Below are 21880 nucleotides of genomic sequence, written 5' to 3'. Positions count from 1 at the left end.
AGGACCTCCTCTCAAGGCATCGGGAAGCAGCAGCAGGCCTCAGTAACGTGTGCGTGGGCGTACCGAGTTGGCCAGGTCCACCAGGTGTTCCGACTCCTCCCGTCGGCCGCACCGGCCGGCCATCGTCCGGTAGGCGGCGTCCAGCCGGAAGCGCACGGCACGCTCGCCGGCGGGCCTGCGGCCGGCCGTCCCTGCGGCCGGCCCCTGGCCCTGGCCCTGTGCCACGAGCGTGTCGAGGAGCCACTCGTCGAGCTCGGTCGCCAGGCGGCTCACCAGTTCCTCCGGCAGCTGTACCGCGCTGTCGGCGTCCAGTTCGTGCAGGGCCCGCGCCGCGTCGACGAGGCCCCGGCGGTCCTGCCGCCGTCCCGCGTCCGGTTCCCGTTCCGTCCGCAGCCTGGCCCCCCGGACCCGTATCTCGGCGATCCGCACCACCGCGTGGTCGCGGGACTCCGGGGGCACCCGCTCCAGCGCGCGCCGCGCCCGCTCCCGGTCGCCGTCCGCGAGGGCGATCCTGGCGAGGCCGAGGGCCGCGCCGCCCTGGGAGGGGTTGCGGGCCAGGACCGTGCGGTACAGGGCCTCGGCGGTGAGGCCGGGCGCCGAGGGTTCGCCGAGCCGTTCCGCGCAGTAGGCGAGGGCGAGTTTCGGTGCGTACTCCCCCGGCACCGCGCCGTGCACCCGCAGGAAGTGCCGTTGCGCGGCGCGCAGTTCGGCCTCCCCCGAGGTGGCGTCCGCCGTGCCCTGCCGGGCGGCCGTTCGCCCGCCCCGGTCGGCACGCCACAGGGCGAGCAGGCCGTGGTGCCAGGTGAGCCGCCAGTTCGGGTGGTCCGTACCGCTGCCGAGGATCCGGCCCGCGGCTTCGAGCTCGCGGGCGGCCCGCTCGTAGGCGTCGGGGCGGCTGCTCCAGAGCAGGAGCCGCACGTTGTGCAGGCAGACCTCCGCCGACTCCTCGACCGGTCCGCCCCGCGGCGGCTGGCCGAGCGGCTGGGCGGGATCGTAACCGGTGATGCCGAACCGCCACTCCTGGCTGTCGCCGGGGCGCGGCGTCGGGGCGGGCAGCCCCCGGGCGACCTCCAGGGCGGTGGGGGTGCCCGGATCGAGGAAGGGGGCGTCACAGGGCGCGCGGCGGGAGGGCACCGGCCTGCGCAGCCAGTGTTCGGGGCCGGGCACGGTGCCGAGCCGGTCACCCAGCAGGTGCACGGACGGGACGAACTGCCGGGACGGGCGCGGCGGGTCCCTCCGGCCGCGCAGGGCGCGTATCTCCCGTGCGACGAAGCGCAGTTGCTCCGCCATCTCCTCCGGTTCCGCGAACCGCCCCGCGGGGTCCCGGTGGGTGGCGCGGGCGACGGTCCGGCGGAACGAGTCGATGCCGACCTCGCAGCCCCCGGTGGTCACCGCGCAGTCCGCGAGCGCCGCCAGGGTGCGGCCCAGGCAGTGGATGTCGTGCGCGACGGTGACCCCGGTCGACTTCACCTCCGGGGCCGCGAACCCCGGGGTGCACAGCGGGGTGGGGCGGTTCGCGCCGTCGGCCGGCTGGACCCCGCCCAGGTCGATGACCTTGATGCCGGTGCCCTCGTGGATGACGTTGGAGGGCTTCATGTCGCCGTAGACGAGGCGCATCGACCGCAGATGGCCGAGGGCCTCCAGGATCTGGACGCCGTAGGCGAGCACGTGCTCGATGTCGAGCGGGGCGCCGAGCGGGTTCTGGCCGCGCCGGGTGCGGGCGGCGATCTCGGCGAGCGTGAGGTCGCCCACGTACTCCATCACGATGTACGAGGTCGGCTCCTCGTCCGCCGTCCGGGGTACCTCGACGTAGTCGAGGATGCGGACGATGCGGGGGTGGCGGATGGCGATGAGGTTGCGGCGTTCGCTGTCCGCACGCCTGGCGCCCTCCTCGTCGTGCCGGTTGAGGAGGCCCTTGACCGCCACCGGCTTGTCGTCGAGGTGGGCGTCGTGGGCGAGGTACACCCAGCCCTGCCCGCCGTTGGCGAGCGGGCCCCGCACGGTGTAGTGCTCGCCCAGGGTGTCGCCCTCGCCCAGTGCGGGTTCGTAGGAGTACGGCTTGCCGCAGCGCGGGCAGAAGCCCTTGTCCGGGGGTCTCTCCTCGGTGAGCGAGCCGATGTCGGCCCGGCAGTCGCGGGCTCCGCACCTGATGGGCAGGTCGGCGCGCGCCTGCCGGTCGAGGACCCGGGAGACCGCGTCGGGCACCTTGCGGTCGGGCAGTGCGAGGAGGTGTTCCTCGCCCGGCGGGCTCGGCACGTCCGCCAGCCGCGGGGCGGTGGCGGAGCGGCCGCAACTGTCGCAGTACCCGGTGGGCAGGACGCCCCCTGGGCAGCTGTCTCCGGACAGGGCCCGGTGCGGGCACGGGGTCACTCGCCCGTCCCCCGCCCGAGCTCGGCGGTCAGGGCGTACAGGTCCCGGTCCAGTCTTCTGAGGAGTTTGCGCAGGGCGCGGATGCGGCGGCGCGGGTCGCTCTGACCGGTCGCCCGCACCCAGTCCTCGTGGCGTGCGACGGCGACGTCCGGCGGGTGCGGGCGGCCGGTCGTCGACCCGGCCCCGCGGCCGTACTTGCGTTGCGCCCTGCGCCTCTTCTCACCCTGGTAGAGCTTCTCCACCAGGGCCCTGGAGTGGGTGCGAAGGGCCGGGTCGAGGAGTTGCTGCTCGGCCTGCCGTTTGGGTTCCCCGTACGAGTCGCAGACCAGCAGCAGCCGTAACCCGGCGGCGTGCGCGCGGCCCAGCAGGGCGAGGGTCGCCTCGCGCTCGGGGGCACGGTCGAGCCCGGTGACGAGGACGCTGCCGCGCAGCCGGTACGGGGTGGCTCGGCGGGCTTCGGCGTACTGGCCCGTCAGCAGCCAGTCCCGGCAGGCCGCGCCGTCCCCGACAGCGTCCCCCTGCGTCCGTACGACCTGCTCGGCCAGCGCGCGCACGCCCCCCGGCGCCGCCGCGTCGTGGTCGACGTCGGCGAGGTGGCGGGCGAATCTGAAGGTGCGGTGCCGGTCCGACCCCTCCTCCAGCACGCTGATCTTGACCGAGGGCTGGTCCTGGCCGTGGAACCAGGTCCACACCCTGGCCCACAGTGCGTCGTCCCAGTCGAACGGGGCGGCGAGGCCGGCCACGAGGGGCACCGCCCGTGCGATCTCGTCGACGGGGACCATGTAGTCGTAGTCGGTGGGCAGCCGGTGCTGGGCGACGGCCTGGTCGGAGACCACCAGCCCCACCACCCTGAGCGGCGGCGGGGGCCGGTCCGGCGCGGGTTCCCGGTGCCGGGGCCCGGGGTCGACGCTGACCCCCGCGCCGCTGAACCCGTGGAGTACGTTCCCGCGCTCGGGGTCCAGCTGGATCCACCGCTCCCGCAGTCCCCGCACGGTCGCGCCCAGGGTCAGACCCGCCGGGGCCTCCTCCGGGTGCCCCGTCATCAACACCCGCTCCCCCGTGACGAGTTCACGGTGCAGCCTGGCCGGTCGCAGCGAGGGGACCCCGGCTTCCAGCGCGAGCACCGCGACGTCCAGCTCCTTCTCGTTCTCCCCCGGCAGAGCACTCGGCCCGGCGGAGGGGAACCAGCCGTCCTCGGTCACTCTCGCCCGTACGGCGGGCGCCCCGGGGGCGGCGACGAAGTCGACCCACAGCGGGGTGTCCCGGTCCACCGCGACGTGCGCACAGGTGAGTGCCCGGTCGGCGGTCAGCAGTACGCCCGCGCCGCAGACCTCGCGCACCGGGTCGCCGCGCCACAGCCTCAGCCGCCACGACGCGTAGATTCCCTCGTCCCTGTGGACGTCCCCGTCCGCCTCCATGGCGCCCGAGGATACGCCGGGTGACGGTCCCGCTCCAGCGAATCCGCGGCGAACCCGGCACTTCGTGTGGCGGGTACGGAGTTTTCCGGCGCACCCCAACCCGCTTGCTGCACAAGCACACTGACGGCCCCTCACACAGATTTCTCCGTGCGAGGGGCCGTCAGTCAGCCTTGCGGCGTGCTCAGCCGCCGCAGTGGAACCGTGCCCCGCCCCAGTCCGCGTGGTCGTTGCCCGGCCCGTCGCCACCGTCCCCGGTCACCAGGTCGACGTACTTCGCGCCGGTCAGGTCGGCGCTGAGCGCCCACCCCGGATCGGCGCCCCTGAGCACCGGCGAACTCACCTTCTCGGCGCCGTCGGCCAGCACGCTGAACTGCACGCTGCCCCGGGTGGTCTGGACGTCGTCCAGCCCGACCTGGGCCGTGAACGAGGTGCACCCGCCGCCCAGGTAGTAGCGGATCCTGCCGGGTGACGCGGTCCCCAGGCCCTTGGCGTGGACCGTGCCGTTCAGGGTGAGGGGCTTGCCGTCGCCCGGCGCGGTCTCGCCGTTCGACATGTCCTTCTCTGCCGGGCCCCAGCCGTTCTCACTGGCCGTCCAGTCGAGATCGCTGGCGTACGCGTCCTCGGCGGGCGGTGGCGGGAGAGTGCGGACGCTCGCGGTGGCGGTGAGCTTCTTCGCCGTACCTCCGACGGTGTAGGCGGCGCTCGAACCGACCTCGTAGGGTTGGTACTTGGCGTCCAGCGGCGGGGTGACCTGCCAGCTGCCGGTGACCTCGGCGCCCGGTGCGACGGCCGGGAAGGTGACCGGGTCCGCGGGCTCGGCCCGCCAGCCTTCGGGCAGGACCGGGCTCAGCGCCACACCGGTGGCGGGGGCGCTCTCGTAGTTGGTGAAGACGCTCTTGACCTCGTGCGGCTGTCCCGGCTCGAAGGCACCGGCGGCCGGGGTCACGGTGAGGTCCCCGCAGGCGGCGCCTGCGGTGGCCGGGCCCAGGTCGGTGACGGTGAAGTCGTCCAGGACGAAGTCGGCGCCCTCGGGGGCACCGGCCTTCTTGCGCAGCCCCACCCAGGTGTCGCCGCAGCCCGCGGTGACGGTCTCGGAGTGGTGCGCGGTGGTGCGCTGCTCACCGATGGGGGTGCTGTGGCTGCCGACGGACGCCGGCTTGCCGTCGGCGCCGATCCGGTCGTACCCGGTGATCCACTCGTAGGCCCCGGCGTGGCTCGACTGGTGGTCGAACTCCACCTTGTAGCGGTGTCCGTCCTTCATGGGCACGGTCCAGGGGGCGGTGCGGTAGACGATCCCGTCGTTCTCCTCGTGGGACTTCAGCGACTCCTTGCCGCCCAGTACGTCGTCGATCCGCTTGCCGTTCCAGCCGGCCTGGGTGTAGGGGGCGTTCTTCTGCGAGACATGGGTGCGCGGGTCGGTGTCGCCGCCCGCGTCGCCCTTGAGGAAGGGGCCCCAGCCCTGGTCGACGGCCTCGAAGTCGTCGTGCACGAGGGTGCCGGGCCTGGTGGCCGGCGCGTTGGCGACGAGGCGTACGTCGTCGATCCGCACCCGGGTGTCCGAATCGGCCTGGGCGGCACGGATGTCCAGGGTGGTGGAACCGTTGCGCGGCGCCGTGAAGTTGACCTTGGCGCGCTGGAAGTACGTGCCGTGCCAGTCGTTGGCGGCGGTCTGCTCCTTGGCGGTGGACCGCTCGACGGCGACTTCCCTGCCACCGACGGACAGGGTCGTGCGCCGGGAGGTTCCGGGCTGCACCTCCACCCAGGCGGACGCGGTGTAGCGCTGTCCCGCCCTGAGGCCGGTGACGCGCTGCGAGAGTGAGGCGGCGGCGGTGCCGGTGAGGGCGGCGCTGTTGCGGCCCTGGTCGTCGGTGTCGCGCACGACCTTGCCCGTGGTGCGCCAGGCACCGAGCTTCGCGTCGTTGAAGCCGGGGTCGGCGACCTTGCCGCCCTGGCCCCACTGCGCGTCGCGGGCGGCGGGGGTGCGGCCGGCCGGGTAGAGGACGTACGGCACTCCCGCGGCGGCCTGGAGGGTGACCTTGCCGTTCTGCACGGGGACGGTCGCGGTCCGCACCCGGCCGTTGTCGGTGAGCTTGCTGACGGTGAAGGACCCGGCGTGCTCGAACTGGTCGGGGACGGTCCAGGTGGTGCTCCCGCCGGCCTTGTTGTAGTGGTAGAGCTTCTTGCCGCCGTCCCACGGGAGCAGGTAGTCGGACCCGTCGAGGACCTTGGCGTCGCCGACGTAGAAGGCGCGTTTGCCGTTCTCCACGGCGCCGCGCACTCCGCCGGTGAAGTCGATGCGGTCCTTCTCCCAGCGCTGGATCTGCTGGTGCTGGAGGAACTTGGCGGGGAGGTTGCGCTGCCAGATGTTGTCGTAGAAGGCGTTCCAGTCGCTCTCGCCGGTCCAGCCCTCGAACTCCTCGATCGCGGTCTGGCCGAGGATCGGGTCGTCGTTCCAGATGTCCTTCTCGCCGTTGCGGATGAACCGGATGATCTGCGAGTTGAGGCCCTTGTTGGTCTTGCCGCCGTAGTCGAGGTCGTTGGCCCAGTGCGACCAGAGCGAGGCGTGCTCGAACTTCTCCGCCCACTCGGTGGCGACGTTCCAGCCCTGCTTCTGCACTGCCTGCATCGTCTTGTCGGCGATCCAGCCGTGGGTGTAGTACACGTCGATGTACAGCAGGCTGAGGTTGCGGTCGGTCTCGTCCCTCAGCTGCTGGAACCTGCGTTCCAGGTCACCGCTGTTGATGTCGCGGCGCTGGTCGATGTAGTAGCTCTGGTTGAGCCAGTTCCAGCCGGGCTTCGTCCTGTCGACGAGCTTCTCGTCGAAGGCCTTCGCCTCGGGGTAGGACTCGGTGGCGTTGACGTGCACGCCGAAGGTCGCGCCCCACTTCTTGCCGTCCTTGAGCAACTTGTTCAGATCGGTGAGGCCGCCGGCGCGCTTGTTGTAGTTGCCGCCGTAGTCGGGGTGCGCGGAGTCGTGCCCCTCGGATCCGTACCCCTTGAGCAGGGCGAGCTGGCCGAGGCCGTCGGTCGCCTGCGAGACGCGCTTGACGTCGTCGAGGGTGCGCAGGAAGGGGTGGGTGGCCTGGCTGGCGAAGTTGAACGGGATGTGGGTGACGACCCGGTCCGCGGTCTCCTTCGAGCCCGGTGCCGCGATGCCGATCGAGCGGAAGGCGACGGCGCCGTCCTGCCAGTCGACCGTCCGGTCCCCGTTGGCGTCCGGGGTCACGACGACCTTGGCCCACGGCAGGTCCTTGCCGCTCTCGGGCTTCGCGGCGCCCTCGCCCCGGTAGGTCCACTGCCCGGACCACAGGCCGACCCGGACGCCGCCGTCCGGGCCCTTGGTCGCCCGGTGCCACAGCCGGGCGCCGTCCTTCGCGCTCGCGCCGCTCGGCTTGTCGTACGAGGAGTTGGACTCGACGGCGGCGGCGAGTGCGCCGGTGTTCACGATCCCGTACGAGGCGCCGACGGGCGCGGCGTCCACGGGGGTCGCCTCACTCACCTTCCCGAAGACGTCGGCCGTGCGGGTGGAGTCGGGGTCGAGCCGGGTGAACGCGGTCCCGGCGCCGGCCTCCTCGCTGCCGACCGACACGAGGTCGTGCCCGGGTATGTCGATCGTGCCGACGCGGAACGCCTCGGTGTCGCGTACCGCCGTGACCTTGAAGGTGGTGGTCCGGCCGCTGACGGACAGGGTGGCGTCGATCTCGACGCCGGCCAGCGCGGGCAGCACGAGGGTGTACGCGGCGGAACCGGACCTGAGCACCGGCGCGGCCTTGACCTTGACGGGGTGGGCCGTGCCGTTCAGCACGATCTCGGTGACCGGCCCGGTGCTGCCGAGCAGTCGGGCCCCGCCCGCACGGTCGGTGTACGACACGACGCGGGGGAAGTCCTTGGCGACGGCGACGGACAGCTGGGCGGAGTGGATGACGGCGGTGTCGGCGGGGGCGGGGGCCGGTGCGGCCGACGTGGGGAGCGCCGGACCTGCCAGCGCGAACACGACGGACGAGGCGGCGGCCACAGCGCACGACGCACGGAATCTCAGCGACATGGGGCCTGAGTAAGCCCGCCGCCCACCGGCCCCGTCAACGACATCGGGGCCGTACGTCCCCGCCAGTCCAACAACCCCCGCCCGGAAGTCCAAGCGGGGTGCGGTTCACCCGTCCGACTGAATTGCGACGGCTCGACGGGGTTACCCGACCGTAAAGGTTGAATATTGAACATCATCGCGCTATGGTCGTTCATGTTGAAGGTTCAACAACAAAGTCACACCCGCTCCCAGGAGGAACACCATGGGTCTCTTCGGCCGCAGCAACGACACCGCCACCACCACCGCCACCACGTCCCCCACCGCCGTGGACCCGGCCCTGGCCGCCCTGACCGGCGAGTACACGATCGACGCCAGCCACAGCAGCATCGGGTTCACGGCCCGCCACGCGATGGTCACCAACGTGCGCGGCTCGTTCACCGACCACGAGGGCACGCTGAAGCTCGACGGCACGAACCCGGCCGCATCGGAGGCCTCGATCACCGTCCGCATCGCGAGCATCGACACGGGCGCCGCCGACCGCGACAACCACCTGCGCAGCGCGGACTTCTTCGACGCGCAGACGTACCCCGAGATGACCTTCCGCTCCACGAAGGCGGAGCAGCTCGGTGGCGCGGACTACCGGATCACCGGCGACCTGACCATCAAGGACGTCACCAAGCCCCTCTCCATCGACCTGGAGTTCAACGGCACCGCCACCGACCCCTTCGGCAACGACCGCGTCGGCTTCGAGGGCAGCGCGACGATCCTGCGCTCGGACTGGGGCCTGACCTGGAACGCGGCGCTGGAGGCGGGCGGCGTGCTGGTCAGCGACAAGATCAAGCTGAACTTCGACATCTCGGCGATCAGGAACGCGCAGGCCTGAACCCACGGGGTGCGGACAGGGGTACGGACATACGACAACGGGCCGGGGCGACCACCCCGGCCCGCCGTCGTTCCCGCGCGCTACGCGACTACCTGCGCGACCGCCCGCCTCTCGGCGCTGCACTCGCTGCTGGGCTCAGCCCTGGACTCGGAGCTGGACTCAGTGCTGGACTCAGCCCTGGACCCGGAGCTGGACTCAGTGCTGGACGAGACCGCCCACCGGCACGGGCGGGACATGGCCGGACGCGGGGGCGCTCCTCGCCAGGGACAGCCCGACGTCCACGAGTGAGGACCGCCGGAGCCCCTCGACCTCGGCGAACGGCGTCCACACCGACTCGGCGACCTCACCGCCGGGTTCGGGGCGCAGCCGTCCGCCGGTGATGGCCACCCGGTAGAAGATGCCGACGTTCTGGTGTGAGGTCCCGGCCCGCGCCTGGGCCGCGGGAATCACCCTTGAGTCGACCCCCAGCAGTCGCAGCACCTTCGACGTGCAGCCGGTCTCCTCTGCGACCTCGCGGACCACCGCGTCGAACGGGTCCTCCGCGTGCTCGACCCCACCACCCGGCAGGGACCAGATGCTCCCGCCCCCCGGCTCCACACAGCGGACGAGCAGCACCCGCCCGTCCTCGACGCACACGGCGTAGGCAGCCAGCCGGAAACTCATGGGGACACCATCCCCTAGAAACCGCCTCCGCCGAAGTCCCCTCCGCCGCCACCCCCGCCGAAGTCCCCGCCGCCGCCGAAGTCCCCGCCGCCACCGCCGAAGTCGCCGCCGCCGAACGAGGACGGGTCGAAGTCCGAGCCGGAGACGTCACCGCCCTCGAAGCCCGCGCCCGCAGTGTCGAAGCCGGTGCCCGCGCCGAAGTCCGAGGCGTAGGCCGGGGAGGCGAGCATCGAGCCGAGCATGGTGCCGACCAGGAGGCCGGGGAGCATCCCGCCGCCGAAGTAACCGCCGGCCCACGGACCGTACGCCGGGCCCGCGTCGTAGTAGGGGCGGCGGCCGTCCGCCGTGTCGACCGTGCGGACGGCCGGGTCCTGACCGTCGGCGATACGGGTCGCGTCGGCCGCGCAGACCGGTACCTCACGGGCGGCGCCGCCCGCCGGGGTCCAGGTCGCGTCGGCCACCGAGGGGCCGTGCCTGGGGTCGAAGAAGCAGGGCGCGCGGCGTTCGGGGAGCGGGGCGCCGGTGCGGCGGGCGTCCAGGACGGCGAGCGAGTACCGGCCGTCCTCCAGGGCCTCGGTGACGCCTCGGACGTCATTGGGCTCGCGGACCGCGGCCATCTTGGACTTGGCCGTCTCGTACAGGTCGAGCGCGTGCTCGTAGTCGGTGCGCATCTCGTCGGTGGCGCCCGGCTCGGAGGGGTGGAAGTCCAGGCGGTCGAGTTCCTCGCCGTAGGCGGTGATGTCCTCGTCGACGACGACCGTCAGCTTGCTCAGGGCGGCGCGGCGCTCCTCCTCCTTGCGCTTGCGGCTGCGGCGTACGAGGACGTAACCGCCGGCGCCCGCCACGACGACCACGGCGCCCACCCCGGCCAGCACACCGACGCCGGTGCTGCCGTCGTTCGACCCGCCGTCCCAGGAGGCGGGGGCGTGGCCCTTGATCTGCGGCAGGGCCTGGTCGACGAAGGTGTTGAGCTGGGTCGCGGCGTCGAGGCCCGCCGGGGTCTTGGCCGCCGCGACCAGGTTGCGGACCGACGCGCGGGGCAGCGAGCGCGGGTCGGCGCCCGCCTCGAAGCCGTCGCCGAGACGGACCGCGTACACGCCGGTGACCCCGGTCGCGTTGCGCAGGTTCTGCCGGACGTCGGTCGGCGGGAACTCGGCGCTGCGCGGCAGCACCGCCACGAACAGCGGCTTGTCCGCGTCCTCGATCTTCCGCGCCAGCGCGTCCTGGTCGGCCTGGGAGAGCTGGCCGCGGACCTCAGGGGCGACGTACACGGGCCCGTTCTTGAGCGCGTTGCCCACGTCCGTCACGTCGGTCGCGGCCGCGGCGGCCGGAGCGAAGGTGAGCAGCGCGAGCAACGTCGACCCCGCGAGGGCCGATACGACGGAAAACGACCTGGACCTCATACCTTTGACGCTACCCGATGTGTTCGAACATGCACGTGTTGCTCACGGTGACCGCGCTCCAGCCCTGGGTGAGCACCGCGCTCGGGAGCGAACTACGTCGCGGCGGGGAGTTGGCGCGCCGCACCTTCTCACCGCGCCGCACCTTCTCACCGCGCCGCACCTTCTCACCTGCCACCCGCCGTCACCTTCATCAGCGGCCGGAAGTCGCGCACGTCCTCACCGACCGTCCGGCCCTGCGCCGCCACCCAGGCGTGCGGCTGGAACGGCGGTGCGTCGCGGACGCCCGCGTGCCAGTCGGGAAAGGTGCCCGACATCCGGCAGGTCAGCGCGATCGCGATCGAGCGGGGCAGACAGCCGTACCAGCCCGCGCACTTGCGGCTGGTCGCGACCACGGACCGGTACGCCTCCAGGGCCTGGTCGTACGTGGCGGGGCGCGCGCCGCGGCCGAGCAGGGTCAGTACCCGGCGCAGCCGGCCCGGTCTGAGCCTGGCGAGCAGGAGGGCCGCCGCGACGGCGGTACGCAACCGGAGGCCGCCGGGGCCCGCCCCGCGCCGCGGCATGGTCATCTCGGTGGTCATCGGGCGCCGCCGGACCGGGTGACGATCTTCGCCTCGACGAGCCGGGCGGTGAGCTCGGCGACGTCGGCCTCCGCCTCGGCCCGCTCCACCTCGTACTCGGCGAGGAGCTGCTCGACGGCGTCGGAGGGGGACCTGCCCTCGCGGATCGCGGTCACGACGAGTGCGCCGCACTCGTTCAACTGCCAGTAGGTGCCGTCCTTCTCGTCGAGCAGGACGCTGCCGTACTCGGTGGTGGTGACGGCTATGCCCTTGCGGAGCCGGAGTTCGCTCATGGGGTGGCCTCCCTGGTGGTCGTGGCGGGGGACGGTGCCGGCCAGGCACCCTGGGCCGTGCGCAGCCAGGCCTCGCAGGACACCGTGGCGTCGATGGGGTAGCGCTGGAGCACCGGGGAGAACGGGTCGTCGGCGAGCCGGCGCAGCCGCTCGGCGTCGATGAGCCCGCGGGAGGCCAGCAGCGAGTCCGTCCACAGGTCCTTGATGGCGGGGGCGTGTTCGCGCAGCCCCTGGACGTCGTCGGCGGACATGTCGTCCTTCGTCGTACGGGAGAGCAGCACGTCGGGTACCACCGGGCGCATCGCCTCGACGAGGAGCGGCTTGTACCGCCAGGGGACGACCCGGTCCTCCACCCGCACCGCGAGCACGGCCTCGATCACCCGGTCGTCGAGGAGCGGCGCGGCGACGGGCAGTCCGAGGCCTGCGCCAAGGTCCTCCATGGACTGGAAGTAGCGGGCGCCGAGGCGCACGGTGTCGATGTCCATGTGGCGCCCCGGGCGCGGCGCGATGGGCCGGGCCTCCCGGGCCGCCCTGCGGAACTCCTCGCGGATCAGCGCCGCCGCCCGGTCGGTGAGCCAGGGCCGCAGGGCCTGCCGCATCCCCCAGGAGACCTGCGGGGTCCTGGCGTCGGCGGTGGCGTCCCCGGCGATCGAGTGCGCGAGCCAGCTGCGGAACGGGGGCGGGAAGAGCATGCCGCGCAGGGTGGGCAGCAGCGGCCAGCCGGACTGGTGGCGCAGGGCGCTCATCCGGCTCCAGGCCTTGACCGGCTTGCCCGGCAGCAGGTCCTGGCAGGCGGAGGCGAGTCCATTGAAGAGTTCGTCGCCGCCGTAGCCCGTGAGGTGGTACTCGGAGCCGGTGGCGGCCGCGCGGCCGAGCAGCATCGCGGCGCGGGCGCGGGCGGGAGCGACGGGGAAGGGCTCGTCGAGGAGTTCACCGGCCGTGCCCGCCAGGTCGGCGTAGAAGAGGGGGGCGTCCGCGGCGGGGACGATACGGTGCTCGATCCTGCGGCCGCTGCCTTCGGCCGCCGCGCGGGCCTGCGCCACTGCCCGTTCCGCCCAGAGCTGGTCCTGCGAGCGGTCGTCCCGGGCGGCCACCGTGAGCAGGGTGACGTCCTGCGCGCCGGCCCGCTGGGCGAGGAAGGTGACGGCGGTGGAGTCCATGCCGCCGGAGAGCTCGCCGCTGACGCTGGTACGTCCGTGCAGGTGGGCGGCGACGGACGCACCGAGCGCGGCGGCGACCAGGGGCGCGCCCTCGGCCGCGGTGAGCCGGGGTTTCGGTGGCAACCACCAGCGCCGGACCGAGTGGGTTCCTGCGCGCAGCAGCAGCGCGTACGCCGGGTCGATCTCCTCGACGCCCTGCCAGAGCGGCCGTTCGCGCAGCGGGTGCGGGACGAAGTCCAGCAGGCGCAGCGCGAGGGCGCCTTCGTCGAGGTCGGCCCCGGTGAGCTGGGCGAGGACGGCGGGACGGTCGGATGCGAGGCGCCCGCCCGCGTGTGCGGCGTGGTAGACGCGGCGGTGGCCGGAGGCCGTGCCCCGTACGCAGGTCTCGGCCCCCAGCCGGGAGACGACGTGCCCGAGCCCCGGCAGCGCGGCGAGCCGACGGTGCAGGTCGGGGGTGTCGCGGGCCGGGCCGAGCACGGCCTCCAGGGACGCGGCGGGGACCTTGTTCGGCCCGATCAGGACGAGGGCGTCGGCGCCCCGGGCGACCTTGACCAGGTTGCGTACGAGAAGCCGGGCGACGATCCAGGGCCGCCCCGAGGGATGGCTGACGGTGGTGAGCGCGGGGCCTGCGGCGGGCGCGGCCGAGCGAAGGTGCCCGGCCGCCGCCTCGCCTTCGGCGGTGTCCGGAAGGACGGCGAAGAAGTCACGCAGATGCAGGTGACCGGGCATCTTCATCAGTCGGTTACCCGTCCGCTCAGATGCAGAGCTTGCGGGACCAGAACTCCTTGCACGACGCGTAGAACATGCCGGCGGTCTTCTTGCTGAAGTCGCCCTGGTTGAACAGCGACGGCTTGACGTAGGTCTTCTTCATCGTCGTCACGTCCTCTCCGTGGATGGGGGTGCACCGAGCAGTAGGACACCGTTACGCAAGTGCACGGTGTGACCCGTGTGAACTCCGTTACGGCCCGGAACAGTTGAGCCGTTCCGCCTGCCGCTGTGCACCCCCGGGCCCCGAGTTGGCTTGTTCGGCCGCAGACCTGACGGGTTCCCCCCTCTTGACCCACAGTGAACGAGCGCTTACTCGTTGCATGTTGAACGTATCGCGGGGCCCGCGGGGACAGGGACGCCGCGCCGCCCGTGACCGGTGGGTCCGGAGGCGCCGCGCCGCCGGTTACTCGGTCGGCTCGACGCCCGCGCGCAGCAGCCCGTAGGTGTACGCGTCCTCCAGTGCCTGCCACGAGGCGGCGATGACGTTCTCCGCGACACCGACCGTCGACCAGTCGCCGCCGCCCTCGCCGCTGCCGTCGCCCGTGGTGATCAGCACCCGGGTGGTGGACTCGGTGCCGTGCGTGCCCTCCAGGATGCGGACCTTGTAATCGACCAGCTCCAGCTTGGCGAGCTGCGGGTAGATGCGCTCCAGGCCGACGCGCAGCGCCCGGTCCAGGGCGTTGACCGGGCCGTTGCCCTCCGCGGTGGCGACGATCCGCTCGCCCTTGGCCCACAGCTTCACGGTGGCCTCGTTGGCGTGGGTGCCGTCCGGACGGTCCTCGACGATGGCCCGCCAGGACTCGACGCGGAAGTAGCGCCGGGCCCTGCCCTCCGCCTCCTCGCGCAGCAGCAGTTCGAAGGAGGCGTCGGCGGCCTCGTAGGTGTAGCCCTTGAGCTCGCGCTCCTTGACCCGGGTGACGACCCGGCCCACCAGCTCGCGGTCGTCGCCGAGGTCGACGCCGAGCTCCTTGCCCTTGAGCTCGATGGAGGCACGGCCCGCCATGTCGGAGACGAGCATCCGGATGCGGTTGCCGACCAAGTCGGGGTCGATGTGCTGGTAGAGGTCGGGGTCGACCTTGATGGCGGAGGCGTGCAGTCCGGCCTTGTGCGCGAAGGCGGAGACACCGACGTACGGCTGGTGGGTCGAGGGGGTGAGGTTGACGACCTCGGCGATGGCGTGCGAGATGCGGGTCATCTCGCGCAGCGAGCCCTCGGGCAGCACCCGCTTGCCGTACTTGAGTTCCAGGGCGGCGACGACGGGGAAGAGGTTGGCGTTGCCGACGCGCTCGCCGTAGCCGTTGGCGGTGCACTGGACGTGGGTGGCGCCCGCGTCGACGGCGGCGAGGGTGTTGGCGACGGCGCAGCCGGTGTCGTCCTGGGCGTGGATGCCGAGCCGGGCGCCGGTGTCGGCGAGGACGGTGGCGACGACCGCCTGGATCTGGGCGGGCAGCATCCCGCCGTTGGTGTCGCAGAGGATGACGACCTCGGCGCCCGACTCGGCGGCGGCCCGCACGACGGCCTTGGCGTACTCGGGGTTCGCCCGGTAACCGTCGAAGAAGTGCTCGCAGTCGACGAACACCCGCCGGCCCTGCTCGCGCAGGTAGGAGACGGTGTCGCGGACCATCGCGACGTTCTCGTCGAGTGTGGTGCGCAGTGCCAGCTCGACATGCCGGTCGTGCGACTTGGCGACCAGGGTGATCACCGGCGCCCCGGACGCGAGCAGCGCGTTGACCTGCGGGTCCTCGGACGCCTTGGCACCCGGGCGGCGGGTGGCACCGAAGGCGACCAGCTCCGCGTTGCGGAAGGTGATCTCCTGCTGCGCGCGGGCGAAGAACTCGGTGTCCCGGGGGTTGGCGCCCGGCCAGCCGCCCTCGATGAAGCCCACCCCGAAGTCGTCCAGATGACGGGCGATGGCCAGCTTGTCCGCCACCGTGAGGTTGATCCCCTCGCGCTGCGCGCCGTCGCGCAGCGTGGTGTCGAAGACGTGGAAGCTGCTCTCAAGGCTTTCTGCGGTCGTCATGCTGTCTGAACTCCTGTCGGGTCCTGGGCGGACGGCCCAGGCTGCGGAATGGCTTGCTCCACTTGCCTCCATCTTCGCGTGCGCCTCGTTCCTGCGGCCGGGGTGTGGCCGATAAAACGAAAAAACCTCTCGCGGGTGCGAGAGGTCTGCGCGCGGGTCTGGAGCTGAGGGCCGTGCCGTCGCCAAGGGTGGGCGAACGGGACGGTCACTGCGGACCGGCGCGCCTGCTGCCGATAATCATGGCGAACGAGGACACGGGGGCAGTCTGGCACAAGGCCGCCCCCGTGTCTCACACGCGTCTCAGGATGCGGGCCGCACCGCGAGGGACGCGCTTCTCGCGCACCGCCGCGGACGTCCGCAGCGGGTCGCGGACGACCTCAGCGGGTGGCTCACCTCAGGTGGCGTACGAACACGTCCCGGTGGCCGTTGGTGTCCGCGGGCACGAAGTTGCCTTCGTCACCCCCGGCGAACGCGGCGGTGGAGGCGTCCGCGCTGAGGGCGCCCCCGGACATGTCCTGGGCACTGCCGTCCTGGGCCGGGGAGGCGAGCACGTCTCCCCCGGTGCGCAGATCGCGCAGCCACAGCCCTTGCGAGGCCTCGCCGAAGGTCGAGTAGAGCACCTTGGAACCGTCGGCGGACAGCCCGTGGAGCCCCGCGATGTCGGCGGGCTTGCGGCCGTCGACCCGGGTCAGCGCACCGGTGCGCAGATCGCGGACGAAGGGGTTCCAGCCCCGGTTGGGGTCGGTGCCGGGCACCAGGTTGGTGGCGTACGACTGGAAGGCGACGGTCGAGCCGTCGGCGCTCAGCACCGGGGTGGTGGACGCGCGGTCGGCCTCGGCGCCGTCGTACGTGGCGTCCGCGTGCACGGTCTTCCCGGTGGTGCGGTCGTACACGAAGATGTCGCCCCAGTCGTCGCCGCGGGGCCCGTTGGTGTACGAGTCCTGGTAGGCGACCTTCCTGCCGTCCGCGCTGATGGAGCCGGCGACGCAGCCACGGGCGCCGTCGGCGTCGTCCGGGGTCCGGCTGACCCGCACCGCCTTCTTCGTCGTCCGGTCGTAGAGGTAGACGCGGGAGCCGTCGTCGTCGGACGGCGGGGTGGCGGCGGTGGGCGTGGCGTTGACGGCGACGTACCGGCCGTCGGCACTGATCGGGGCCGCGCCGCCCGTCACCGCGTAACCGGCGTCCAGGGCGGGCGCGATCCGCTCGGTACGCCCGGTGGCCAGGTCCCGGACGTGCACGCGGTAGCCGTACGGGTCCTGGATGGCGGCGGTGAACGTGAGGTGGCGGCCGGACCTGCTGAGCTGCGGGCTGGAGGTCTCGGCCCCCTCGACGGTGATCCGTCGCAGCCCGGCGCCGCCCGCGCTGCGGACGAAGACGTCCGCGGTGCCCGGGGTGTCCCCCGCGACGAGGTTCGACGCGTACGAGCTGAATGCGACGACCTTGCCGTCGCCGCTGAGCTGCGGACCCGACGACGAGTCGTCGGCCTGCCCGCCGGCCGGGGCGGTGCTGATCTTCTCGGTACGGGGCGCGGCGGGCGCGGCACCCGCCGACGGCAGGGTCGCCGCGGTGAGCGCGGCGACGAGAGCCGCGCCCAGTGCGGTGCGTGTGACGACGTGCATGCGGAACTCCCCCTGTTGGTACGGCTCTTGGCGGCCGACTGTGCGGTCCCGCCGCAAGGAAAGACGTAAACTTCCCGTACTCGGTTCGCACGGCGGACCGGCCGTTCAAAGCGGCGGCGGAAAGCCTGGCTTCGCGCGTGTGGGACCCCGCGCGCGGGGCGGCGGCGGAAAGCCGGGCGGTACGTTCACCCCATGCGAGTACTGACGTGGAACCTGTGGTGGCGGTTCGGCCCGTGGGACGCCCGGCGGCGGGCGATCCTGGCCGTGCTGCGCGAACAGCGGGCGGACGTGATCGCCCTGCAGGAGGTCTGGGCCCACGACGAGGAGAACCTGGCCGGCTGGCTCGCCGCCGAACTGGGCCTGGAGCACTGGACGTTCGCCCGCTTCGGGCACCCCGAGTACTGGCAGCGGCGCACCGACGGCGACACCTCGGACATCGGTGTCGCCGTCCTCAGCCGCTGGCCGGTCGGCGAGGAGGCGGTCGTACGACTGCCCGCCGACGGCGGCAGGGACGACGGGCGGGTGGCGCTGTACGCCCGCCTGGACTCCCCCGACGGGCCCGTCCCCGTCTTCACCACGCACCTCAACTCACCGCCCTACGACTCGGCGGTGCGGTGCGAACAGGTCAGGACCCTGGCCCGGTTCGTGGCGGAGAAGGCCGGGCCGGGGCCGTTTCCGCCCGTCATCGCCGGTGACCTCAACGCCTGGCCCGATTCGGACGAGGTCCGGCTGCTGGGCGGCTACCGCACGGCGCCGCCGGTGCGCGGGCAGTGCTTCATCGACGCCTGGGAGTACGCCGATCCGGCCGCCCCATCGGCGACCTGGGACGCGTCCAACGGGCATCACACGCCCGGCCCGAGCACCCGTGTCGACTACATCCACCTGGGCCGACCCGGCCCCGCGGGAGAGGGCACCGTGCGCGACGTGGCGCGGTTCGGCCACACCACGGTGGACGGCGTATGGCCGTCGGACCACGCGGGCGTACGGGCCGACCTGGTGCGGTGAGCGGCCTGCGGGACGTGGGGCGCGGTGAGCGGCCCGGGGGGCGGGGCGGTGGCAGCCCGGGGATGGGGCGGTGGCAGCCCGGGGACGGGGCGGTGAGCGGCCCCATCCCCGGGGGCGCGACGTTACGCCAGCTCGTGCATCCAGCCGTGCACGTCGGCCGCCTTGCCCGTCTGGATCTCCAGGAGCGCCTTGCGCAGCTTCATGGTGACCTCGCCCGGCCGGCCGTCAGCCGTGGTCCACTGCGCGGAGGCCGACTTCACATGGCCGACGGGGGTGATGACCGCCGCCGTGCCGCATGCGAAGACCTCGGTCAGCGCGCCGGACTCCGCGTCGGCCCGCCACTGCTCGGTGGAGATCCGGCCCTCCTCAGAGGTGTGGCCCAGGTCGCCCGCCAGCTTCAGCAAGGTGTCCCGGGTGACGCCCGCCAGCAGCGAGCCGGTCAGCTCCGGCGTGACGATCTTGTCCCCGTACACGAAGTACAGGTTCATGCCGCCCATCTCCTCGACCCACTTGTGGTCGATCGCGTCCAGCCAGACGACCTGGTCGCAGCCCTTCTCGGCGGCCTCGGCCTGGGCGAGCAGGGAGGCGGCGTAGTTGCCGCCGGTCTTGGCGTAACCCATGCCGCCGGGCACGGCGCGGACGTAGTTCTCCGAGAGCCAGACCGAGACCGGCTGCACGCCGCCGGGGAAGTAGGCGCCCGCGGGCGAGGCGATGACCAGGAAGAGGTACTCGTTCGCCGGCCTGACCCCCAGCCCCACCTCGTTGGCGATCATGAAGGGGCGCAGGTAGAGGGATTCCTCGCCGCCGTGCTGCGGGACCCAGGCCTCGTCCTGCTTGACCAGGGCGTCGCACGCGGCGATGAAGGTCTCGACCGGGAGCTCCGGCATCGCCAGCCGGTGCGCGGAGGCCTGGAAGCGCTTGGCGTTGGCCTCGGGGCGGAAGGTGGCGACCGAGCCGTCCGGGCGGCGGTACGCCTTCAGGCCTTCGAAGATCTCCTGCGCGTAGTGCAGGGTCATGTTGGCCGGGTCGATGGACAGCGGGGCGTACGGCACCAGTTGTCCGTCGTGCCAGCCGCGGCCCTCGGTCCAGCGGATCGTCACCATGTGGTCGGTGAAGTGGCGGCCGAACCCGGGGTTGGCGAGGATCGCCTCGCGCTCCGCCGAGGCCAGCGGGGTGGCTGAGGGCTTGAGCTCGATCGTCGTGAGCGTCGTCATGAGTACGTGTCCTTCACCGGTCGTCTGGGGAGGGCCGCAGCTCACGCCCCCACCGTAGTAGGACGTCCGAGCTTCCTCTCGTAGCGCGACCCTACGTTCGATTATCGCTCGTGGGGAGGCGGGGATGAAACGGCGTGCTCGCGGTGCGCGCGGCCCAGGGGTCGATGGTCGCACCCGGGGCCGGAAACGCGACAGCCGCCGGGTGGTGATACCCGGCGGCTGTCGTGGAGAGGAGAGTCGTCGGGTCAGCCCGCTACTCGTACCGCGAGCGCGTCGCCGATCTCTTCCGTCGTACGGACGACGTCGGCGGAGCGCTCGGCGAGGTCGGCGCAGACCGCGTCCTCGATACGGGCGGCCTCGGCCTCGTGGCCGAGGTGACGCAGGAGGAGCGCGACGGAGAGGATGGTCGCCGTCGGGTCCGCCTTGCCCTGGCCCGCGATGTCGGGCGCCGAGCCGTGCACCGGCTCGAACATCGACGGGTACGCACCCGTCGGGTTGATGTTGCCGGAGGCTGCGAGGCCGATTCCGCCGGAGACGGCGGCGGCCAGGTCGGTCAGGATGTCGCCGAAGAGGTTGTCGGTGACGATGACGTCGAAGCGCTCGGGCTGCGTGACGAAGAAGATCGTCGCGGCGTCGACGTGCAGGTAGTCCGTGGTGACGGACGGGTACTCGGCGGCAACCCTGTCGAAGGTGTTCTTCCACAGGTGACCGGCGTAGACGAGCACGTTGTTCTTGTGGACGAGGGTGAGCTTCTTGCGGGGGCGGGCCGCCGCGCGCTCGAAGGCGTCACGGACCACACGCTCCACGCCGTACGCCGTGTTGAGGCTGACCTCGGTGGCCACCTCGGCGGGCGTACCGGTGCGCAGGCTGCCGCCGTTGCCGGTGTACGGTCCCTCGGTGCCTTCGCGTACGACGACGAAGTCGATCTCCGGGCGGCCGGCCAGCGGGGTCGAGGTGTTCGGGAACAGCTTCGACGGGCGGAGGTTGATGAAGTGGTCGAAGGCGAAGCGCAGCTTGAGGAGCAGGCCCCGCTCCAGCACTCCGGAGGGTACCGACGGGTCGCCGATCGCGCCGAGCAGGATCGCGTCGTGCTGCTTGAGCGCGTCCAGCTCCGCGTCCGGGAGGGTCTCTCCGGTGCGGTGCCAGCGCTGGGCGCCGAGGTCGTACTCCTTGGTCTCCAGCTTCACGTCCTGCGCGAGGACGGAGTTGAGGACCTTCAGGCCCTGGGCGACGACCTCCTGGCCGATGCCGTCACCGGGGATCACTGCGAGATTGATGCTGCGAGACATGTCCGGGACCCTACTCCGCGTCCCAGGGAATGACACGTCACGTCCAGCATATGGACGTGACATGCCCGTCCGGCGGTCGCTCAGTGACCGGTCTCGCCACCGTTGTCGCGGCGGTCCAGGGCGCGCTGGAGCGCCGCGGCGGCCTGCTCGCGGTCGGCGGCCTCGGTGGAACGGGAGGAGTGGCGCACCCGGCGGGCGGTCGTCGGGCGCAGTGCGGCGTGGTGCGTCGTCGTCTTCGTCTCGGGCATGGAAATCGACTCCTTCAGAGGCATGGGGGGTACGCACGAGGAGGTGCGCGGGACATTGCTGCATCTGTGAGGCGCCGGAAGGAGGCGGGGAGCGGGTGCGGCAGGGGTTACCTGCTTCGGGGCACCGGCCCGCGGCCGCCATTCGCTGATGGAGCGAGACGTTCGGCTCCTACAAAGCTAGGACAGGTCCGGCCGACTGTCTCCACAATTACTCGGACTTCCTACTATCTGAGACGCGATCATGGCCGTCCCCCGCCGGACCTCCCCTTGACCGGGCACGGTGAGCACGCCGGGGCGGTCACAGCACATCCCCGTTCCGCCAGTCGAAGTAGAGGGCGCTCTGCGGGTCGGGCAGGTTGCGGCCCGCCGCGGGCCGGACGTACGTCGACCCCTCCTCGTCGGGCAGCGGTACGACACCCTCGGGGCCGAGCGCCGCCAGTCCCCCGGGCCACACCTGCCACCCGCGCCCCGCGTAGAGCGCCGCCCCGGACGCCGAGGCCGACAGCGCCCCGAAGAGGTACGCCCCGTCGACGATTTCCTCCAGGGCGGCCATGATCCGGCCGCCCAGACCGCGCCGCCTGCGGTCGGGGCGTACCGCCACGGCCTCCACGTAGCCGACCCGCAGCGAGTGGCCCCGGTGCAGCACCCGGCGCTGAATGAGGCTGCCGTGGGCGATCAGCTCCCCCTCCTCACTGATCAGCGCGTGCATTCCGCCCAGCGAGTGGTCCCAGTCCTCGTCGGCGAAGCCGCCGTCGAAGGCGGTGTCGAGGAGGCCACGGAGGGCGCCGAGCTCGGCGGGGGTGAGGTGGGCGGTGTGGACGGTGTGCAGCGTCGTCATCCCGTACTCGGTCATGGCCGGCACTCTTCCAGGCCCGGCCGTGACTGGCACCCGATCGGCGCGGCGCGTACGCGGGCCGTCCGCCGCCGTCTTCTCAACTGCCCCGTG

At 72.4% G+C, this 21880-nt stretch carries 18 protein-coding genes; 2 read left to right on the top strand and 16 right to left on the bottom strand.

What is annotated here, in order from left to right; translation table 11 throughout:
- Positions 1–39 precede the first annotated feature (39 nt).
- The 3 genes from ACIQM4_RS24170 to ACIQM4_RS24160 all read right to left on the bottom strand — a co-directional run bounded on the left by ACIQM4_RS24170 (position 40) and on the right by ACIQM4_RS24160 (position 7833).
- Complete coding sequence (locus ACIQM4_RS24170) at positions 40–2256, bottom strand: tetratricopeptide repeat protein (RefSeq protein WP_401595233.1); 2217 nt, start codon at positions 2254–2256, stop codon at positions 40–42.
- Positions 2257–2366: 110 nt separating this feature from the next.
- Complete coding sequence (locus ACIQM4_RS24165) at positions 2367–3788, bottom strand: serine protease (protein ID WP_401595230.1); 1422 nt, start codon at positions 3786–3788, stop codon at positions 2367–2369.
- Positions 3789–3969: 181 nt separating this feature from the next.
- On the bottom strand, positions 3970–7833 hold the full coding sequence (locus tag ACIQM4_RS24160; RefSeq protein ID WP_401595227.1) for an endo-alpha-N-acetylgalactosaminidase family protein: 3864 nt from the start codon (positions 7831–7833) through the stop codon (positions 3970–3972).
- 241 nt (positions 7834–8074) lie between these two features.
- Between ACIQM4_RS24160 and ACIQM4_RS24155 the strand changes: the two genes are divergently transcribed.
- Positions 8075–8695, top strand: a complete 621-nt coding sequence (locus ACIQM4_RS24155) for a YceI family protein (RefSeq protein ID WP_401595225.1) — start codon at positions 8075–8077, stop codon at positions 8693–8695.
- A 195-nt stretch (positions 8696–8890) separates the two neighbouring features.
- On the opposite strand, the gene ACIQM4_RS24150 is transcribed toward ACIQM4_RS24155, so the two are convergent.
- The 9 genes from ACIQM4_RS24150 to ACIQM4_RS24110 all read right to left on the bottom strand — a co-directional run bounded on the left by ACIQM4_RS24150 (position 8891) and on the right by ACIQM4_RS24110 (position 17178).
- Positions 8891–9358 (bottom strand): NUDIX hydrolase, encoded by a 468-nt coding sequence (locus tag ACIQM4_RS24150; RefSeq protein WP_401595223.1) that lies wholly within the window; start codon positions 9356–9358, stop codon positions 8891–8893.
- 14 nt (positions 9359–9372) lie between these two features.
- Positions 9373–10761, bottom strand: a complete 1389-nt coding sequence (locus tag ACIQM4_RS24145) for a hypothetical protein (RefSeq protein ID WP_401595220.1) — start codon at positions 10759–10761, stop codon at positions 9373–9375.
- A 10-nt stretch (positions 10762–10771) separates the two neighbouring features.
- Entirely contained in the window at positions 10772–10936 is a 165-nt protein-coding gene (locus ACIQM4_RS24140) for a hypothetical protein (protein WP_401595217.1), read from the bottom strand.
- Positions 10926–11339: a lasso peptide biosynthesis B2 protein gene (locus ACIQM4_RS24135; RefSeq protein WP_401595215.1), complete on the bottom strand. Its 414-nt coding sequence runs from the start codon at positions 11337–11339 to the stop codon at positions 10926–10928. The genes ACIQM4_RS24140 and ACIQM4_RS24135 overlap by 11 nt, the downstream gene beginning before the upstream one ends.
- Complete coding sequence (locus ACIQM4_RS24130; protein ID WP_401595214.1) at positions 11336–11611, bottom strand: lasso peptide biosynthesis PqqD family chaperone; 276 nt, start codon at positions 11609–11611, stop codon at positions 11336–11338. The genes ACIQM4_RS24135 and ACIQM4_RS24130 overlap by 4 nt, the downstream gene beginning before the upstream one ends.
- Positions 11608–13506, bottom strand: a complete 1899-nt coding sequence (locus tag ACIQM4_RS24125) for an asparagine synthase-related protein (RefSeq protein WP_401595211.1) — start codon at positions 13504–13506, stop codon at positions 11608–11610. Before ACIQM4_RS24125 ends, ACIQM4_RS24130 begins: the two co-directional genes overlap by 4 nt.
- Before the next feature lie 19 nt (positions 13507–13525).
- Positions 13526–13642 (bottom strand): keywimysin-related RiPP, encoded by a 117-nt coding sequence (locus ACIQM4_RS24120; protein ID WP_362416699.1) that lies wholly within the window; start codon positions 13640–13642, stop codon positions 13526–13528.
- Positions 13643–13942: 300 nt separating this feature from the next.
- Positions 13943–15559: a citramalate synthase gene (cimA, locus tag ACIQM4_RS24115; RefSeq protein ID WP_401595209.1), complete on the bottom strand. Its 1617-nt coding sequence runs from the start codon at positions 15557–15559 to the stop codon at positions 13943–13945.
- 389 nt (positions 15560–15948) lie between these two features.
- Positions 15949–17178 (bottom strand): TolB family protein, encoded by a 1230-nt coding sequence (locus ACIQM4_RS24110; protein ID WP_401595206.1) that lies wholly within the window; start codon positions 17176–17178, stop codon positions 15949–15951.
- Between the two features lie 192 nt (positions 17179–17370).
- Here ACIQM4_RS24110 and ACIQM4_RS24105 point away from each other — a divergent pair, with 192 nt between their 5' ends.
- Entirely contained in the window at positions 17371–18183 is an 813-nt protein-coding gene (locus ACIQM4_RS24105) for an endonuclease/exonuclease/phosphatase family protein (protein ID WP_401595203.1), read from the top strand.
- 122 nt (positions 18184–18305) lie between these two features.
- Here ACIQM4_RS24105 and ACIQM4_RS24100 read toward each other — a convergent pair whose 3' ends face one another.
- The 4 genes from ACIQM4_RS24100 to ACIQM4_RS24085 all read right to left on the bottom strand — a co-directional run bounded on the left by ACIQM4_RS24100 (position 18306) and on the right by ACIQM4_RS24085 (position 21787).
- The gene (locus tag ACIQM4_RS24100) at positions 18306–19397 is read right to left on the bottom strand and encodes a branched-chain amino acid aminotransferase (protein ID WP_401595200.1); all 1092 of its coding nucleotides are present in this window, start codon (positions 19395–19397) and stop codon (positions 18306–18308) included.
- Positions 19398–19642: 245 nt separating this feature from the next.
- A complete protein-coding gene (locus tag ACIQM4_RS24095) occupies positions 19643–20686 on the bottom strand; it encodes a 3-isopropylmalate dehydrogenase (RefSeq protein WP_401595198.1) in 1044 nt (347 codons plus the stop codon).
- Positions 20687–20766: 80 nt separating this feature from the next.
- Positions 20767–20934, bottom strand: coding sequence for a hypothetical protein (locus ACIQM4_RS24090; RefSeq protein WP_401595696.1), 168 nt, complete (start codon positions 20932–20934; stop codon positions 20767–20769).
- Between the two features lie 298 nt (positions 20935–21232).
- The gene (locus ACIQM4_RS24085; RefSeq protein WP_401595195.1) at positions 21233–21787 is read right to left on the bottom strand and encodes a GNAT family N-acetyltransferase; all 555 of its coding nucleotides are present in this window, start codon (positions 21785–21787) and stop codon (positions 21233–21235) included.
- Positions 21788–21880 lie beyond the last annotated feature (93 nt).

This window comes from Streptomyces sp. NPDC091272, assembly GCF_044757485.1.
In the GTDB taxonomy this organism is placed as follows: domain Bacteria; phylum Actinomycetota; class Actinomycetes; order Streptomycetales; family Streptomycetaceae; genus Streptomyces.
The sequence above is the reverse complement of the archived record's forward strand: the minus strand, read 5'-3'. Positions and strand labels throughout refer to the sequence as shown.